The sequence below is a fragment of the Pseudomonas sp. FW305-3-2-15-C-LB1 genome (assembly GCF_058787615.1).
In genome coordinates, this window is the sequence record NZ_JBYSZX010000008.1 from 197981 (window position 1) to 214297 (window position 16317).

Below are 16317 nucleotides of genomic sequence, written 5' to 3' on the forward strand. Positions count from 1 at the left end.
TGGTTCGGTTCGCAACTATAAGATTCGTACCCCGGAGCGCTCTCGATGTCCTCTTGTTTCAACCGCCGGTCCTCTTCGCCCGTGCTGTCCTTGCTGACGGCGGCCATCCTGCTGGCCGGTGCGCCAGTGATGACCGCCACCGCCGCCGAGCCTGCTCCGCGCAGCCATGGCAACTACAACTTCAGCATCGAGCAGCAATCGCTGGTCTCTGCACTCAACGCATTTACCGCCGTGACCGGCTGGCAGGTCGGCCTGCCGGCGGAACTGGCCCAGGGTGTGTCATCCCCTGGCGTACGCGGTCCGTTGTCGCCGGAAAAAGCCCTGGACCGGCTGTTGGTGGGGACCAACCTGAGCTATCGCAAGCTGGGCAGCAACAACATCATCCTGGAAAAACGCGCAGCGGGCGGCACCCTAAACCTGCAACAGGTAACCATCAGCGCCACCCGTAACGAGCAGGATGTGACCAGCGTACCGAGCACCGTCAGCGTGCAGGACCGCGAAGAACTGGACCGCCAGAACGTCAACAACATCCGCGAACTGGTGCGCTACGAGCCCGGCGTCTCGGTCGGCGGCGCGGGCACCCGCTCCGGTAACGCCGGCTTCAACATCCGCGGTATCGACGGCGACCGCATCCTCACCCAGGTGGACGGCGTGGAAGTGCCGGACAACTTTTTCAACGGCCCCTACGCCAAGACCCGTCGCAACTACGTCGACCCGGAGATCGTCAAGCGTGTGGAGATCCTGCGCGGTCCGGCCTCCGCCCTGTACGGCAGCAGCGCCATCGGTGGCGCCGTGAGCTACTTCACCCTCGACCCGGACGACATCATCAAGCCAGGCCAGGATTTCGGCGCCCGCCTCAAGACCGGCTACAGCTCCGCCGACGAAAGCTGGCTGACCTCCGGCACCGTCGCCGGCCGCGTGCAGGACTTCGATGGTTTGCTGCACCTGAGCCAGCGCAATGGCCACGAGACCGAATCCTACGACGGCAACAACGCCACCGGCCTGGCCCGCACCGGCGCCAACCCGGAGGACGCGCGCACCACCAACATCCTGGCCAAGCTCGGCTGGAACTATGGCGATGACAACCGCTTGGGCCTGACCTACGAGAAGTACAAAGACGATCGCGACGTCAACCTGAAGAACGCGGTAGGAGGCCCGTTCATCGGCGGCCGAGGCTTCAACCTCTACCGTGATCGTCGTGGCAACGACACCATTACCCGTGAACGTTTCGGCCTGGAAAACAGCTTCGCCCTCGAGTCGCCGATTGCCGACCGCATCAAGACCAGCCTCAATTACCAGATCGCCAAGACCGACCAGACCACCGCCGAGATCTATCAGTCAGGCCGTCGTGTCCTGCGCACCCGCGACACGCTCTACCAGGAAAAACAGTGGATTTTCGACGCCCAGCTCGACAAGGCGTTCAGCCTCGGTGAAACCGACCACCAGGTGACCTACGGCACCACCCTCAAGCAGCAGAAAGTCACCGGTTCGCGCGAGGGCAACGCGACCTGCGTGGCCGTCGGCAGTGGGTGCACCGCCATCGGTGCACCCAGCCCGATTGCCAGCGACAGTGTGAAGAAGTCCAGCGACTTCCCCGACCCGACCATCAACACGTATTCGCTGTTCGCACAGGACCAGATCACCTGGGACAAGTGGACCTTCCTGCCCGCCGTGCGCTACGACTACACCCAGCTCAAACCCAAGCTGACCCAGGAATTTCTCAACACCGTCAACCCGACAGGGGCGGACCCGGTGAGCGACAAGGAAAAAACCTGGCACCGTGTGACGCCCAAGTTTGGCCTGACGTACGCCCTGACGGATCAATACACCTGGTTCGGCCAGTACGCCGAAGGTTTCCGTACGCCGTCCGCCAAAGCCTTGTACGGCCGCTTTGAAAACCTGAACCTGGGCTACACCGTCGAGCCGAACCCCGACCTCAAGCCAGAAACCAGCAAAGGCGTCGAAACCGGGATTCGCGGCAAGTTCGACAAAGGCTCCTTCGAGATCGCCGTTTTTTACAACAAATACCGCGACTTTATCGACGAAGACAACGCCGTTGCCGGGGGCAGTCTTGAACAGTTCCAGGCCATCAACATCAAGCGCGCCACCATCAAGGGCGCCGAAGCCAAGGGCCGCCTGAACCTGGATGCCTTCGGTGCGCCGCAAGGTCTCTACACCCAGGGCTCGGTGTCCTATGCCTATGGCCGCAACGACGATAATGGCGAGCCGCTGAACAGCGTCAACCCGCTCAAGGGGGTCTTCGGCCTGGGCTACGACCAGGACAACTACGGTGGCCTGTTGAGCTGGACCCTGGTGAAAAAGCAGGATCGCGTCGACAGCACCACCTTCCACGCGCCGGACGGCGACACCAGCGGCCCCTTCAAGACCCCTGGCTTCGGTGTGGTCGACCTGACCGCCTTCTACAAAGTCACCCACGACGTGACCATCAACGGCGGCCTCTACAACCTCACCGACAAGAAGTACTGGAACTGGGATGACGTGCGCAGCTACGACAGTGTCGGCGAAGCCGCCGTGACCGGCCCAGCCAACCTCGACCGCCTGACCCAGCCGGGCCGCAACTTTGCGATCAACGTGATCTGGGACATCTAGCACCGCCCTACTCACCCCGTTGAAATTTCTTCGACGGGGTGAGGATTTTTTACTGTGCCGCGTCTTCTTGTTCGTCTAGTTGATAACAGCTCTCTTTCGGGCACCCAGGCGCATCCCTTCTCAAGGACTTTTCATGACCGCTTCCCCTACCGCAGAACGCGCAAGCCTGCGCTCCCAACGCCTGAACCAGATCACCAACGAGCCGCACACCAAGCTCGACGCACTGGTCAAGGCCCACGCCCCGTTTGAAACCCGGGCCAACTTCGCCCGTTTCGTGGTGGCGCAGTACCTGTTCCAATCGGAACTGGTGGCCCTGTACAACGATGCCGAACTGATCAAGATCGTGCCGGACCTGGCCGAACGTTGCCGTGCCGAAGCCGCCAAACTGGACCTGGGCGACCTGGACACCGAGGTGCCTGCACCGGTCGCCGGCGCCGTGAAAAACCCGAGCAAGGCCGAAGCCCTGGGCTGGCTGTTTGTGTCCGAAGGCTCCAAACTGGGCGCTGCGTTCCTGATCAAGCGTGCCGTGGGCCTGGGCCTGAGCGAAACCTTCGGTGCCCGTCACCTGGGTGAGCCGGCCGGTGGTCGCGCCGAAGGCTGGAAAAGCTTCACCCGTACCCTCGACGCCCTGGAGTTCAGTGCCGAAGAGGAAGCCGCAGTGGAAAAAGGTGCGATCGACGCGTTTGTACGCTTCACCGTCTTGCTCGAACAGGCGTACGCTAGCGCCCCTGAATTGGCCTGACATCCAGATTGAAATGCCATCAACTGTGGGAGGGGGCTTGCCCCCAATAGCAGAGTGCCAGTCAACGCTTCTCTAGCTGACACATCCCCTTCGGGGGCAAGCCCCTCCAACAGTTGGCGCTCACTTCGCGACGTTACAAATAAACCATGACCCGCAAAACCCAATCCACCTCGAAAATCGCCCGGATCCTCTTCGGCCTGCTGGCCTATGTCAGCCTGGGCATCGGGTTGATCGCGATTGTCGTGCCGGGTTTGCCCACCACCGAATTCATCCTGCTGGCCGCCTGGGCCGCCACTAAAAGTTCGCCACGCCTCAGCGCCTGGCTGGAGAACCACCGGCTGTTCGGGCCGATCCTGTTCAACTGGCGCAACGGCAAGATCATCGCTCGCCGAGCCAAAGTCAGCGCCACTGTAAGCATGCTGCTGTGCGCCATGCTGATGCTGGTGATGCTCGACCACGGCTGGCCGATCTACCTGGCCATTGCCGGAATGAGCCTGGGCAACCTGTGGATCTGGTCACGCCCGGAAAGGCTTGCAGCGCCTGTCTGACGCCGCATGTAGGTGTTTTCCTACCGCTCATCGCCTCTTTCTCATGAATTGATTTGTGACGCCGATGTTTCAGACATAGCGCTGAATGGACTTGGCTCTGCTGCATGCATCCCCACCAGTCCATTCGCGAGTGAGCCTATGTTCAACACCCTCTCCATCCGCCTGAAAATCGTGCTGCTGTCCGGCCTTTGCCTGTTGGGGGTGATAGCGCTGGTCGTCGGCATCAATATCTACAACACCAACCAGAATGATCTGTTGGTCAGCGATTCCAGCTCGCGCATGCTCACCGCCAGCGTGGAACAACTGCTGCAAGCCAGGGCCGCCGAGCAAGCGGTGCAGTTGCAGAAAACCTTTGGCGACAGCCTGATGGCGCTGACCGCGCTGGCCGACCAGATCAAGGATTTGCGCACCATGGCCAGCAAGCGTGGCCTGGAAGCCGGCGCGCTGCGCGAAGAAATCAACCAGAGCCTGAAAACCACCTTCGATCGCAACAGCAAAGTGCTGGGGTTCTGGCTGTCATTCGAACCCAACGGCCTCGACGGCAAGGACAGCGAGTTCGTCGATGACAAGGCACGCGTCTCCAACGAAACAGGGCGCTTCTCCAGCTATTGGAGCCGTGCCGGCGGTGAAGGCTTGAACACCATCATGGTCGAAGAAGACCTGAACAAGACCACCCTCACCCTCAATGGTACGCCCTACAACATCTGGTACACCTGCCCACGGGACACCCGCAATACCTGCCTGCTGGAACCCTATGAAGATACGGTGGCCGGCAAAAAGGTACTGATGACCACCATCGCCTCGCCACTGATCGTGGGGGGTAAACTCATCGGCGTCGTCGGTGTCGACATCGCCCTCACCGCCCTGCAAGCAACCGCCGACGCTGCACAGAAGGACCTGTTCAACGGCGCAGCGCACCTGGAGATTCTCTCCAGTACCGGCCTGATTGCCGCCTACAGCGGCGAGCCGGCCAAGGTCGGCAAGAACCTGATCGACACCCTCGGCGCCGAGGGCAAGGAAATCGTACAGTTGCTGGCCAGTGACAACCGCATGATCCGCGAACAGGACGACACCATCCGCGCCGTGTACCCGGTCAAGCCGATTGCCGACGCCAAATCCTGGGGAGTGGTGATCAAGCTGCCAAAAGCCGTGATGCTCGCCGACAACGTCAAGTTGCAGCGGGTGCTTGACGACGCCCAATCCGCCGGCACCCTGAAGGCACTGCTGGTGGCCGCCGCCGCCGGCCTGCTCGGTTTGCTATTGATCTGGCTGACCGCTACCGGCGTGACCCGGCCGATCAACAGCGTGGCCGCCATGCTCAAGGACATCGCCAGCGGCGACGGCGACCTTACCCAACGCCTGGCCTACGCCAAGAAGGATGAACTGGGCGAACTGGTGAACTGGTTCAACCGTTTCCTCGACAAGCTGCAACCGACCATCGCCCAGATCAAGCAAAGCATCACCGAAGCACGCGGCACCGCAGACCAGTCTTCGGCCATCGCACGCCAGACCAGCGAAGGCATGCAGGTGCAGTTCCGCGAAATCGACCAGGTGGCCACCGCGTCCAACGAAATGAGCGCCACCGCCCACGACGTCGCCAACAGCGCGTCCAATGCCGCCAGCGCGGCACGCGGTGCCGACCAGTCGGCGCGTGAAGGCATGTCGATCATCGAGCAGAGCACCCGCGACATCACCACCCTGGCCGAAGAAGTCAGCAAGGCCGTGGGCGAAGTCGAAGCCCTGGCGGTCAACAGCGAACAGATTGGTTCAGTGCTGGAAGTGATCCGCAGCATTGCCGAGCAGACCAACCTGCTGGCCCTCAATGCCGCCATCGAAGCGGCACGCGCCGGGGAAAGCGGTCGAGGGTTTGCGGTGGTAGCCGACGAAGTGCGTAACCTGGCCAAGCGTACCCAGGATTCGGTGGAGGAAATCCGCCTGGTGATCGAGCGCATCCAGAGCGGCACCCGTGGCGTGGTGGCGACCATGCATTCCAGCCAGAGCCAGGCCCAGAGCAATGCCGGGCAGATCCATCAGGCGGTGCAGGCTTTGGGCAAGATCAGCGATGCGGTCACCGTGATCAGCGACATGAACCTGCAGATCGCCAGCGCCGCCGAACAACAGAGCGCCGTGGCCGAAGAGGTCAACCGCAACGTCTCGGCGATCCGTACCGTGACCGAAACCCTCACCGGCCAGGCCACCGAGTCGGCGGCCATCAGCAGCCAACTCAATGCACTGGCCAGCCAGCAGATGAAGTTGATGGATCAGTTCAGGGTGTAAACCCAATCTCAAAAACAACACAGTTCCAATGTGGGAGGGGGCTTGCCCCCGATAGCAGAGTGCCAGTCAACGCTTCTGTAGCTGCCCCCTCCACATCGGGGGCTTGCCCCCTCCCACAGTTTGATCACTTTGGATTTAGAGACCGGTCCAGGCACTGACAAACTGCGTCAGGTCTTCTTTAGCCGCGGTACGCGGCGGGTTCTGCGGTGTGCCCAGGTACAGGAAGCCAATCACCTCCTCATCCGCCGTCAGCCCCAGGCCTTTGGCCACGTGGGCCGAGTAGGACAATTCCCCGGTGCGCCATACCGCACCAATCCCCTGGGCATACGCCGCCAACAGGATGCCATGAGCCGCACAGGCAGCAGCCAGCAGTTGCTCGGACTTGGGCACCTTGAAGTGCTCCTGCAAACGGGCAATCACCACCACCACCAACGGCGCGCGCAACGGGCCGTTCTGGGCCTTGTCGATCACCGCCTGTGGCGCATCGGCGTCTTGCAGCCGGGCCGCTTCGGCCAACAAGGTGCCCATCTGTTCGCGAGCAGCGCCTTCAACCGTGAGGAAGCGCCAAGGGCGCAGTTGGCCGTGGTCGGGCGCACGCATGGCGGCGGCAAACAGCACATCGCGCTGCTCCTGGGTCGGCGCCGGTTCCAGCAGGCGCGGCACGGAAACACGGTTGAGCAAAGCGTCGAGAGCCTGCATGGGCCACCTCCAGAAAAAAATGTGCGGTCATTCTAGCGGGAATGAATCGGGATGCCACCAAACGATAATTGCTCTTATTCATTGCGCCCTGCCCTGTTAGACTTTGCGACCTTATTTTCCGCCGTGGTTCAGGAAATTCGATGTCCCCTTCGCTTTTTCGCCTGTCCGCAGCCTTGCTGGCCTTGAGCCTGGCTGGCTGCGATGACGCGCCCAGATTTACCAAGGCCGAGCCGGGTGAATCACGGGCGGGCGGTGCTGCGACGGTGAACAAGCGCGACCAGAACGCGTTTTCCCTGCCCTCGGCCAACCTGTCGCCCACCCGCCGCCTGGATTTCAGCGTCGGCAACAGCTTCTTTCGCAGCCCCTGGGTGATCGCACCGTCCACCACCACGGCGCGTGATGGCCTCGGCCCGCTGTTCAACACCAACGCCTGCCAGAACTGCCATATAAAAGACGGTCGTGGTCACCCACCGCTGCCCGATGCACCCAACGCGGTGTCGATGCTGGTACGCCTGTCGATTCCGGATGCGCCCGCCTATGCCAAGGCCATCGAGCACATTGGCGTGGTGCCCGAGCCGGTCTACGGTGGGCAATTGCAGGACATGGCCGTGCCGGGCGTGCCGCCGGAAGGCAAGGTGCGGGTCGATTACACGCCGGTCAACGTGACGTTCAAGGACGGCACGGTGGTCGAGTTGCGTAAACCCGACCTGCAGATCACTCAGCTTGGCTACGGCCCGATGCACCCCGACACGCGCTTTTCCGCACGCATCGCGCCGCCGATGATCGGCCTGGGCTTGCTCGAAGCCATCAGCGACGCCGACATCCTACGCAACACCGACCCGAAGACCGCCGACAAGCAAGCCATTGTCGGCCGCGCCAACTGGGTCTGGGACGACGCCCAGCAAAAAACCGTGCTCGGGCGTTTTGGCTGGAAAGCCGGGCAACCCAACCTCAATCAACAAAATGTTCACGCGTTCTCTGGTGATATGGGCCTCACCACATCCCTGAGACCCTTTGATGACTGCACCGATGCCCAAGTCGCCTGCAAACAGGCCCCCAACGGCAATGGCCCCGATGGCGAGCCGGAAGTCAGCGACAACATCCTGCGCCTGGTGCTGTTCTACACGCGCAACCTGGCGGTGCCGGCGCGCCGTGGCGTCAACACGCCGCAGGTGCTGGCCGGTAAAAACCTGTTCTATCAAGCCGGCTGCCAGGGTTGCCACACGCCTGCATTCACCACGGCCGCCAATGCCGCCGAACCTGAACTGGCCAACCAGGTGATCCGCCCCTACAGCGACCTGCTGTTGCACGACATGGGACCGGGCCTCGCCGACAACCGCACAGAATTCAAGGCCGGTGGCCGCGACTGGCGCACGCCGCCGTTGTGGGGCATTGGCCTGACGCAAACCGTGAGTGGACATACCCAGTTCTTGCATGACGGCCGCGCCCGCAGCCTGCTCGAAGCCGTGCTGTGGCATGGCGGTGAAGCCCAAGCGGCGCAGCAGCATGTGTTGTCCTTCAATGCCGAGCAGCGCGCAGCGTTGCTGGCGTTCCTGAATTCTTTATAAGCTTCGCCCCACTTATAGAAGGGAGCTCGACATGTTCCGTCCCAAGTTGTTGTTCACCAGCCTGGCCGCCCTCGCCCTAGGCGCCTGCTCGCCGCAAGACCCGCAAGCAGTGACCTCTGCGGCCATCGCCAAGCAAGTGATCCTGCCGACCTACAGCCGCTGGGTCGAAGCCGACCGCCAACTGGCCGTCAGCGCGCTGGCCTACTGCCAAGGCAAGGAGAGCCTGGACACCGCGCGTGCCGATTTCCTGCATGCACAAAAGGCTTGGGCCGAGCTGCAACCGCTGCTGATCGGGCCGCTGGCCGAGGGCAACCGTTCGTGGCAGGTGCAGTTCTGGCCGGACAAGAAGAACCTGGTCGGCCGCCAGGTCGAGCAACTGGTTGCCAGCCAGCCGCAGATCGACGGCGCCGCCCTGGCCAAGTCCAGCGTGGTGGTGCAAGGCCTGTCCGCCTACGAATACATCCTCTACGACGCCAAGACCGACATCGCCGACGACGCACAAAAGGCCCGTTACTGCCCGCTGCTGGTCGCCATCGGTGACCGTCAGAAGGCCCTGGCCGAAGAGATCCTGGCCAGCTGGAACAGCACCGACGGCATGCTGGCGCAGATGACCAAGTTTCCGAACCAGCGCTACGCCGATTCCCACGAAGCCATTGCCGATCTGCTGCGCGTGCAGGTCACCGCACTGGACACCCTGAAGAAAAAACTCGGCACGCCGATGGGCCGCCAGACCAAGGGTATCCCGCAGCCGTTCCAGGCCGATGCATGGCGCAGCCAGTCGTCCCTGCAAAGCCTCGAAGCCAGCCTCGCGGCAGCCCAGACCGTATGGGTCGGCGTCGACAACAAAGGCCTGCGTGGCCTGCTGCCGTCCGAGCAGAAGCCGTTGGCCGACAAGATCGACGCCGCCTATGCCGCGTCGCTGAAACTGTTCGCCAGCAACCAGCGCACCCTCAACGAACTGTTGAACGATGACGCTGGGCGCCAGCAGCTCAACGATATCTATGACAGCCTCAACGTCGTCCACCGCCTGCACGAGGGCGAGCTGGCCAAGGCGCTGGGCATCCAACTGGGCTTTAACGCCAACGACGGTGACTGATGATGCTCAGGCGACAGGCTTTGGCCATCGGCAGCGTGCTGCTCAGTGCTCTCACACTGGGTGGCTGGACGCTGTTCAAAAGCAAAGACAAGGGCCCGCTGCTGCTCTCGGCGCGGGATGATGCGGACGGCAAGCACTACGCCGTGGGTTACCGCCTGGACGGCAGGCAGGTATTTGCCACCCAGGTCGGCCAGCGCTGCCACGACATCATCAACCACCCGACGCTGCCGATTGCGCTGTTTGTCGCCCGTCGCCCGGGCACCGAGAGTTACCTGATCGACCTGCGCGATGGCGCGCTGCTGCAAACCATCACCTCCCAGGTCAACCGCCACTTCTATGGCCACGCGGTCATTCACAAGAGCGGCGACTGGCTGTACGCCACCGAGAACGACACAACCGACCCCGGCCGTGGCCTGCTCGGTGTGTACCGGTTCGAAGGCGAGCGGCTGGTGCATACCGGCGAGATCTCCACCCACGGCATCGGCCCGCACCAGGTGTCGTGGATGCCCGACGGCGAGACCCTGGTGGTGGCCAACGGCGGCATTCGTACCGAAGCCGAAAGCCGCGTGGAGATGAACCTCGACGCCATGGAACCGAGCCTGGTGCTGATGCAGCGCGACGGTACCTTGATCAGCAAGGAAACCCTCGGCCAGCAGATGAACAGCGTGCGGCACATGGGGATCGCCAGCGATGGCACCATCCTCACCGGGCAGCAGTTCATGGGGGCATCACAGGAGCGTTCCGAGTTGCTGGCGATCAAGCGTCCGGGGCAGCCATTCGTGGCGTTTCCGGTGGCGGACGAGCAGTTGCAGGCGATGGGGCACTACACAGCCAGCGTCGCAGTGCACAGCGAATTGCGCCTGGTGGCGTTGACTGCCCCACGGGGCAACCGCTTCTTTATCTGGAACATGGACAGCGGCGAGCTGCGCCTGGACGGACCGCTGCCCGACTGCGCCGGCGTGGGCGCGGTCGAGGATGGGTTTGTCGTGACCTCGGGCCAGGGCCGTTGCCGGTTCTACGATTGTCGCCAGAAACAGTTGGTGGCAACGCCGCTGGAGTTGCCGGCAGGGCTTTGGGATAACCATCTGCATCTGATCTGAGTGCAGGTCGCTTCTCACCCGACACGAGCCGAATGCCACGTTAAGCAACGGCTCGCTGTTACGCCTGCTTGATATCAGAAGGGGGAAGTAACTCAGAAATCTCTGAGAGTAAGTTGAGTTCGGCAATACCTTAAGAAGTAGAAGATACTCGCCGTAGGCACTTTCGCACTCTATGGAACGAATTCGGAACATTTACCACTTAGCTACGTGACTTTAATCACTACACAAGCCAGGAGAATAAATGTTCAACCTTATAACGCTCAACGGTATGCAGTCAGCGCACACACCGCCCGCCAATCGATCGCCGTGCCCATCTGAATCGCCAGCCACTAACTATCCCTGTGGACCGGATACCCGCAACTCCAATACAGACCAAAAGACTCAGGTTATACGCGCCAACCCTCCATCCCATCCCACTGGACGCCCATGGGGCGATAACCGCGGCGCACGTGAAATGGTCGACAGCAATCCCAGACTTAAAGAGTATTATTTCGGACCGCACCCAGAAAGTGACTTCGACCGGGCTTATAAAAAGGTTGGTAACTTTTCGATTGATAACCCCGACCCCAATGATCGGGCAGACAGGATGTACGATTTCTCGCAAGTGGTCGGGTACATCACATCAGGCACGGACAGCAGAGCATCACCTACACCTGGGCGACCGATATATGATGGCTATAATGGCCCCGGAAAGCCTCCCACAAAAAACTCAAATTATGAACTGTTCATGAACTTCCTCGAGAACGGTTATTCGGCCCTGAAAGACCCAGCCAAAGATACAGAGAAAAACAAAAAAACCGATATAACCGAACATAATAGAGAAGCTAAAACTTCCGACACACCTCCAGACACAGAGAAAACTGTAACACCTAAAACAACAACGCCCCCCATCAGTGGCACTGAGGCCAAACGCCCAGAATTAAACACCGACGTCGCACCCACTGGCCCTACGGGAAGGCCAGAGTGGGATAAGCGGTTAGCAGGTCAGATTCTCAAAGAGAATCGTGAGATTGTAAATAGCCGACCTAAAATCATTCCCGATGAATGGTTAATAGAGGTTGTCGGTAACTATACTCCTAGTAATCCGGACCCAGTAAGCCAAGCTAATGCTGCTTACTACTTGGTACGTCTACTCCACTACATTGACTCTTTAACAACCGAACTTAGCCATCGTAACCATATGCCCACGGACCCTGCCGACCCAGAAAAAAACTTTTCCCCCTACCAATACAAAAACAACGGAAAAATTGACGGTGAACGCTACTCACCCCTTCCTCCTCCATTTAATTACGCAACAATCGACGCAGGCAGTGAGGCTGCCATCTTGTATAGGGTCGCCCACGAAAGGTCCTACTCAGCCCTGCCAACTGATAAAACCGAGTACTCCAAGCAGACAAAAATAGCGTACCCTGAAGTTGGAGCTTTGCCGCCCAAAAAACATAACTACGAAGTTCCCACATAATGCCAAGTTAACGTTGACACTCATAAACCGACAGCACCTTCAACGAGGCAACACGGCAAATAAAGCAATGCCCCCACAGCATTCTTTACGACTTTACAACCAGAGTACCTGACCTACAAAACGGCTCAATAAGTTATACACGCACTGAGGCCGAACATTAAAAAAACTAAAGAAAGTTACGCCCTTCTACTTTAACAAGCCCAAAAAAGGCCTCGTAACGCGAGGCCTTTTCATTTTGCCTTTAAACTCATCAACTCTGTGGCCTCATCCCTTGAGACATGCCAAACATGAACAGCAACAACTCATGATCGGGCTTGGCCGCCGTGCTCGCCTTGGCAACGCGCGGCAACAGGCATTGCGCGCCACCCTGCGTTGCACTGAGCACCTGGGTGCGAGGCTGTTCCCACGCCGCCAGCGCCAGGGCTGCAACGCCCAGCGCCCCGACCAGGAACAGACCTCGTGCTATTTCTAGCTTCATCTGGTTAAACCCTTGATAGCGCTGCCAAACGCCGTCTCGTAAAAGTAGCTGAGTTTCTTCCAGTCGGTATCGTTCCACGACGAATGGCGGCGCAATTGCAGCATGTCATGGGAGGCGGCCCGATAAGCGGTCAGGCGCTGGCGGCATTTCTCGAAGTCCAGCAGCGCCACTTCGACGTTGGCCGAGTCACCCTCGCCCGTCACCCGCACAAAGATATGCTTGATGTAGAGGCAGCCATGCTGCCATCGGCCCTTGTGCATGCGCGCCAGGGTGCCGGCCAGTTCCTGGAGCACACGCTCATGCACCAGTTCGCCGTATTGCTCGCGGCCACCGGCGGCGTACCAGTTCTCGATTTCGTCGAAACCGTCGAGGGCGGCAGTGACCAGCAGCGCTTTCCATTGGTGCTCGGGGTCGCGGCGCGCTTCGCAAAACACCATTTCCGGCACACGCACGTCCAACAAACGCAAGCCCTTGAGGGCATCGCGCTCACGCAGCACCGTCGGGCGGCCAAACGGATGCAGCCAACTGCGGTAGATGTGCCCGGTCTGGCGCTTGCTGTAGAGCAAGCGTCCGTTGGGGCTGATCACACGCTGCACACCGCTTTCACCACCACGGCGACGATTGGGCTCTTCGACCCACTCGCCTTGCTGGTGCCAGAAATAATCGAATCGTTCCTCGGGAGCTACGTGACTGCCTGCTACGCACTCAACTGCCATCCTGTTACCTCTTGCGTAATACGTACACTCGCCACATGGCGTAGAGCGGTATGAAGTCCAGGGACTCCTGGACACGGAAGCCGGCTTCCTCAAACTCTGCTTCAACAGTAGCAGCCGGTAACACAAATCTGTTTTGGTAACCTTCCTGCTCACCTTTCTTGCGACGCTGCTGTTCGAGCCGCTTGCGTTTCCAGGCCTTGAAATTGCCATCGACCCACAACGAAACAATCACGCTGTCACGGGTAACGCGTTGAAACTCGCGCAATATCGCCACGCGATGCGCCGGATCACCAATGTGGTGCAACAGGCGCATACAGAAAATGCTGTCGACCGCGTTATCTGGCAAAGCAATATCAAAGGCCGATGTCTGCAAGGGTCGTACCCGTTTCACCACATCGGCGGGCTGGGCTGCCATTGCCACCTTCAACATCGACGCCGAGTTGTCGGCGCCAATGATCACGCGGTTGGGCTTTTCCGCCAGCAAGGGCCAGAAACGCCCGGCGCCGCAGGGCAAGTCCAGCACCAGGCCAGGCTCACCCGCCATCGCCAGCGCGCCACGGGCCAATTGCTCGTCGCGTTTGTGGGACAACCGGCGCGCCAGATTGTCCTGATGCTTGAGCAAATATTCTTGAGCGTGTTCGTCGTCGTACTTTTCGGAAAATTCGAGCTTGATCGGGGTAGGCATCAACGGGTCTCCAGTAGCTGATGCCTACAACGTTAAGCAGCGCACTGTGATTAACAGGTCAACCCGTTGTGAAAAACTTGTCCTGTCCAGCCCCATACATTTCAAGACTTTACAGACTCACGCAATAGCATGGGGCCATCTTCGCCGAATTACCGGGATCTCTGGCAGGATAGCGGCAGGGGATGGCGTCAGGCGTTGACCTGACTCAATTGCACATGAAAGCGGCAGCCGTTGGGCTCCATGGTACTGAGGCTGACGCTCCAGCCCTGGTTCTCGCAGATGCGCTGCACCAGCGACAACCCCAAACCCAGGCCCTCACCGCGCTTCTCGCTGCCGCGTACGAACGGCTCGAACATCGCCTCGCGCTTGTCCTCGGGGATACCGACACCGCTGTCCTCCACGATAAATCCGCTCGGTTCCAGGGTCAGCCGGATAAACCCCTGCTCGGTGTAGTGCAGGGCATTGCGCAGCAGGTTGCCCATCACCGCATGCAGGAAGGTGGTGTTATAGCGCGTATCCAGGGGGGTGCCGGGCTGATAGATCAGTTCCAGGCCTTTGTGCTCGATGGGCTCGCGCCAGATGCCGAGCAGATCTTCGGCCACCTGCGTCAGGCTGACCTGGGGCGACATTGCCGCTTCGTCATGCTGGGCACGGGCCAGCATCAGGAAAGTCTGCACCAGTTCGCGCATTTCTTCGCAGGCCCGGGCAATGCGCAGCACCTGGTTGCGCCCGCGCTGATCGATGGCGGGGTTTTCCAGCAGCAGTTCGCAGGAGCTGGCCAACACCATCAAGGGTGTGCGCAGCTCATGGCTCACGTCACTGGTAAACAGCTGTTCACGGGACAGGGCCTGGCGCAGCCGTCCCAATGTGGCGTCGAACGCCACCGCCAGTTCGCCCACTTCATCCGCCGCGTAATCCGGCGCCAAGGGCGGGGCCAGGCCGAGCAATTGGTCACGGTGGCGCACCTGGCGGGCCAGGCGCACCACCGGCGCCATCACTTTGCGCGCCAGCACCCAGCCGAGGAACACCGCCAGCGCCAGGCTGAGCACAAAGCCCACCAGCACCACGGCGAACAACACGCGCTCGCGTTCTTCGAAATCGCTTTGGTCCTGCAACAGTACGTAGCGCCGCCCGTCGACCACTTCGACCATGGCGTGGTACGACAGCGCCTCGCGGAATACTTCATGGAAACCGGGCTCAAGGTGGCGTAGGTCCTTGGGCAACTCGAAGTCGCCGGGGCCACCACTGAAATAAAACAGCTGGTCCGGCTCGGGCCGGTGCCGCCAGTCCTCGACGGTGTCCATCAGCAGCAGGCGTTGCAAGTCGCCGCCCAGGCCCGCCGAGATCAACTTCTCTTCCACCAGGTGCACCGTCGCCACGATACCCATGGCGAAGGCCCCCGCCACCAACGCACTCATCAAGGCAAAGGCGATGATGATCCGTTGCGCAAGGCTTTGCTTAAACTCCATCACGACCCTCGGCCAGGCGATAACCCACACCGTGCACCGTCTGCAGCAACGGCTTGGCAAAAGGTTTATCGATCACCTGGCGCAATTGGTGAACGTGGCTGCGCAGGCTGTCACTGTCCGGGCAGTCATCGCCCCACAGGGCTTCTTCGAGAATTTCGCGGCGCAGCACGTGCGGGCTCTTCTGCATCAGCACCGCCAGCAGTTTCAGGCCGACCGGGTTGAGCTTGAGAAGGCGCCCTTCGCGGGTAACTTCCAGGGTATCGAGATCGTAGCTCAGGTCACCGACCTGCAGGGCGCGGCGACCGCCGCCCTGGGCACGGCGCAGCACGGCTTCGATACGTGCGGCCAGTTCCGATAGCGCAAACGGTTTGAGCAGGTAATCGTCGGCGCCGGACTTGAAGCCCTGCAGCCGGTCGTCCAACTGATCGCGGGCAGTGAGCATGATCACCGGCGTATCGCGGCGAGCGTCTTCACGCAGGCGTTTGCACAGGGTGTAGCCATCAATGCCGGGCAGCATGATATCGAGCACGATCAGGTCGTAATGCTCGGTGGCGGCCAGGTGCAAGCCCGACAAACCGTCCTGCGCACAGTCCACGGTGTAGCCCTTCAGCCCCAGGTAGTCGGCCAGGTTGGCCAGAATATCGCGGTTGTCTTCAACCAGTAGAATTCGCATGGGCAGTGTCTCCGTACGCGGTAACGGCCGTGTTGGCTCGCGCAGCTTAAGGCCAAGTGTGGCTCAGGGATAGACCCGCAAGCGCCGTCGATAAAGGTTTTCAACCGATTAATTAGTCGAACGAGTTTTTCACTATAGCTTCACAAACTGACTACAGTGTCAGAGCGAAGATCGCGCCCATCGATATAAGGAAG

General features: G+C 60.6%; 14 protein-coding genes and 1 pseudogene. 9 read left to right on the forward strand and 6 right to left on the reverse strand.

Going from position 1 to position 16317, the window contains the following annotated elements:
* The first annotated feature begins 45 nt into the window (after positions 1 to 45).
* The 5 genes and pseudogenes from AC3WP7_RS17760 (at position 46) to AC3WP7_RS17780 (ending at position 6177) form a co-directional block, all read left to right on the forward strand.
* Positions 46 to 2610: a TonB-dependent receptor gene (locus tag AC3WP7_RS17760; protein ID WP_092246810.1), complete on the forward strand. Its 2565-nt coding sequence runs from the start codon at positions 46 to 48 to the stop codon at positions 2608 to 2610.
* A 133-nt stretch (positions 2611 to 2743) separates the two neighbouring features.
* Positions 2744 to 3352, forward strand: a complete 609-nt coding sequence (locus AC3WP7_RS17765; protein WP_071489315.1) for a biliverdin-producing heme oxygenase — start codon at positions 2744 to 2746, stop codon at positions 3350 to 3352.
* Between the two features lie 146 nt (positions 3353 to 3498).
* Positions 3499 to 3900 (forward strand): YbaN family protein, encoded by a 402-nt coding sequence (locus AC3WP7_RS17770; protein WP_071489314.1) that lies wholly within the window; start codon positions 3499 to 3501, stop codon positions 3898 to 3900.
* A gap of 411 nt (positions 3901 to 4311) precedes the next feature.
* Positions 4312 to 5319, forward strand: a pseudogene (locus AC3WP7_RS17775) (methyl-accepting chemotaxis protein); the annotation flags it as partial.
* Positions 5320 to 5421: 102 nt separating this feature from the next.
* A complete protein-coding gene (locus tag AC3WP7_RS17780) occupies positions 5422 to 6177 on the forward strand; it encodes a methyl-accepting chemotaxis protein (RefSeq protein ID WP_370468593.1) in 756 nt (251 codons plus the stop codon).
* A gap of 135 nt (positions 6178 to 6312) precedes the next feature.
* On the opposite strand, the gene AC3WP7_RS17785 is transcribed toward AC3WP7_RS17780, so the two are convergent.
* Positions 6313 to 6876, reverse strand: a complete 564-nt coding sequence (locus tag AC3WP7_RS17785; protein WP_071489312.1) for an NAD(P)H nitroreductase — start codon at positions 6874 to 6876, stop codon at positions 6313 to 6315.
* Positions 6877 to 7016: 140 nt separating this feature from the next.
* Here AC3WP7_RS17785 and AC3WP7_RS17790 point away from each other — a divergent pair, with 140 nt between their 5' ends.
* From AC3WP7_RS17790 to AC3WP7_RS17805, 4 genes are all read left to right on the forward strand, one after another.
* Positions 7017 to 8444: a di-heme oxidoreductase family protein gene (locus AC3WP7_RS17790; RefSeq protein WP_092246798.1), complete on the forward strand. Its 1428-nt coding sequence runs from the start codon at positions 7017 to 7019 to the stop codon at positions 8442 to 8444.
* Between the two features lie 31 nt (positions 8445 to 8475).
* Entirely contained in the window at positions 8476 to 9540 is a 1065-nt protein-coding gene (locus tag AC3WP7_RS17795) for an imelysin family protein (protein ID WP_071489310.1), read from the forward strand.
* 2 nt (positions 9541 to 9542) lie between these two features.
* Positions 9543 to 10640: a DUF1513 domain-containing protein gene (locus tag AC3WP7_RS17800; RefSeq protein WP_093125485.1), complete on the forward strand. Its 1098-nt coding sequence runs from the start codon at positions 9543 to 9545 to the stop codon at positions 10638 to 10640.
* A gap of 454 nt (positions 10641 to 11094) precedes the next feature.
* Positions 11095 to 12102, forward strand: a complete 1008-nt coding sequence (locus AC3WP7_RS17805) for a hypothetical protein (protein WP_146012685.1) — start codon at positions 11095 to 11097, stop codon at positions 12100 to 12102.
* A 250-nt stretch (positions 12103 to 12352) separates the two neighbouring features.
* Here AC3WP7_RS17805 and AC3WP7_RS17810 read toward each other — a convergent pair whose 3' ends face one another.
* The 5 genes from AC3WP7_RS17810 to colR form a co-directional block, all read right to left on the reverse strand.
* Positions 12353 to 12580: a hypothetical protein gene (locus AC3WP7_RS17810; protein ID WP_028617789.1), complete on the reverse strand. Its 228-nt coding sequence runs from the start codon at positions 12578 to 12580 to the stop codon at positions 12353 to 12355.
* The gene (locus tag AC3WP7_RS17815) at positions 12577 to 13296 is read right to left on the reverse strand and encodes a lipopolysaccharide kinase InaA family protein (protein WP_092246795.1); all 720 of its coding nucleotides are present in this window, start codon (positions 13294 to 13296) and stop codon (positions 12577 to 12579) included. The genes AC3WP7_RS17810 and AC3WP7_RS17815 overlap by 4 nt, the downstream gene beginning before the upstream one ends.
* A gap of 4 nt (positions 13297 to 13300) precedes the next feature.
* Positions 13301 to 13981, reverse strand: coding sequence for a class I SAM-dependent methyltransferase (locus tag AC3WP7_RS17820; RefSeq protein WP_092246792.1), 681 nt, complete (start codon positions 13979 to 13981; stop codon positions 13301 to 13303).
* Between the two features lie 188 nt (positions 13982 to 14169).
* Positions 14170 to 15450: a sensor histidine kinase gene (locus AC3WP7_RS17825; RefSeq protein ID WP_092246789.1), complete on the reverse strand. Its 1281-nt coding sequence runs from the start codon at positions 15448 to 15450 to the stop codon at positions 14170 to 14172.
* Positions 15440 to 16123: a two-component system response regulator ColR gene (gene colR / locus AC3WP7_RS17830; protein ID WP_003175870.1), complete on the reverse strand. Its 684-nt coding sequence runs from the start codon at positions 16121 to 16123 to the stop codon at positions 15440 to 15442. The genes AC3WP7_RS17825 and colR overlap by 11 nt, the downstream gene beginning before the upstream one ends.
* Between the last annotated feature and the right edge of the window lie 194 nt (positions 16124 to 16317).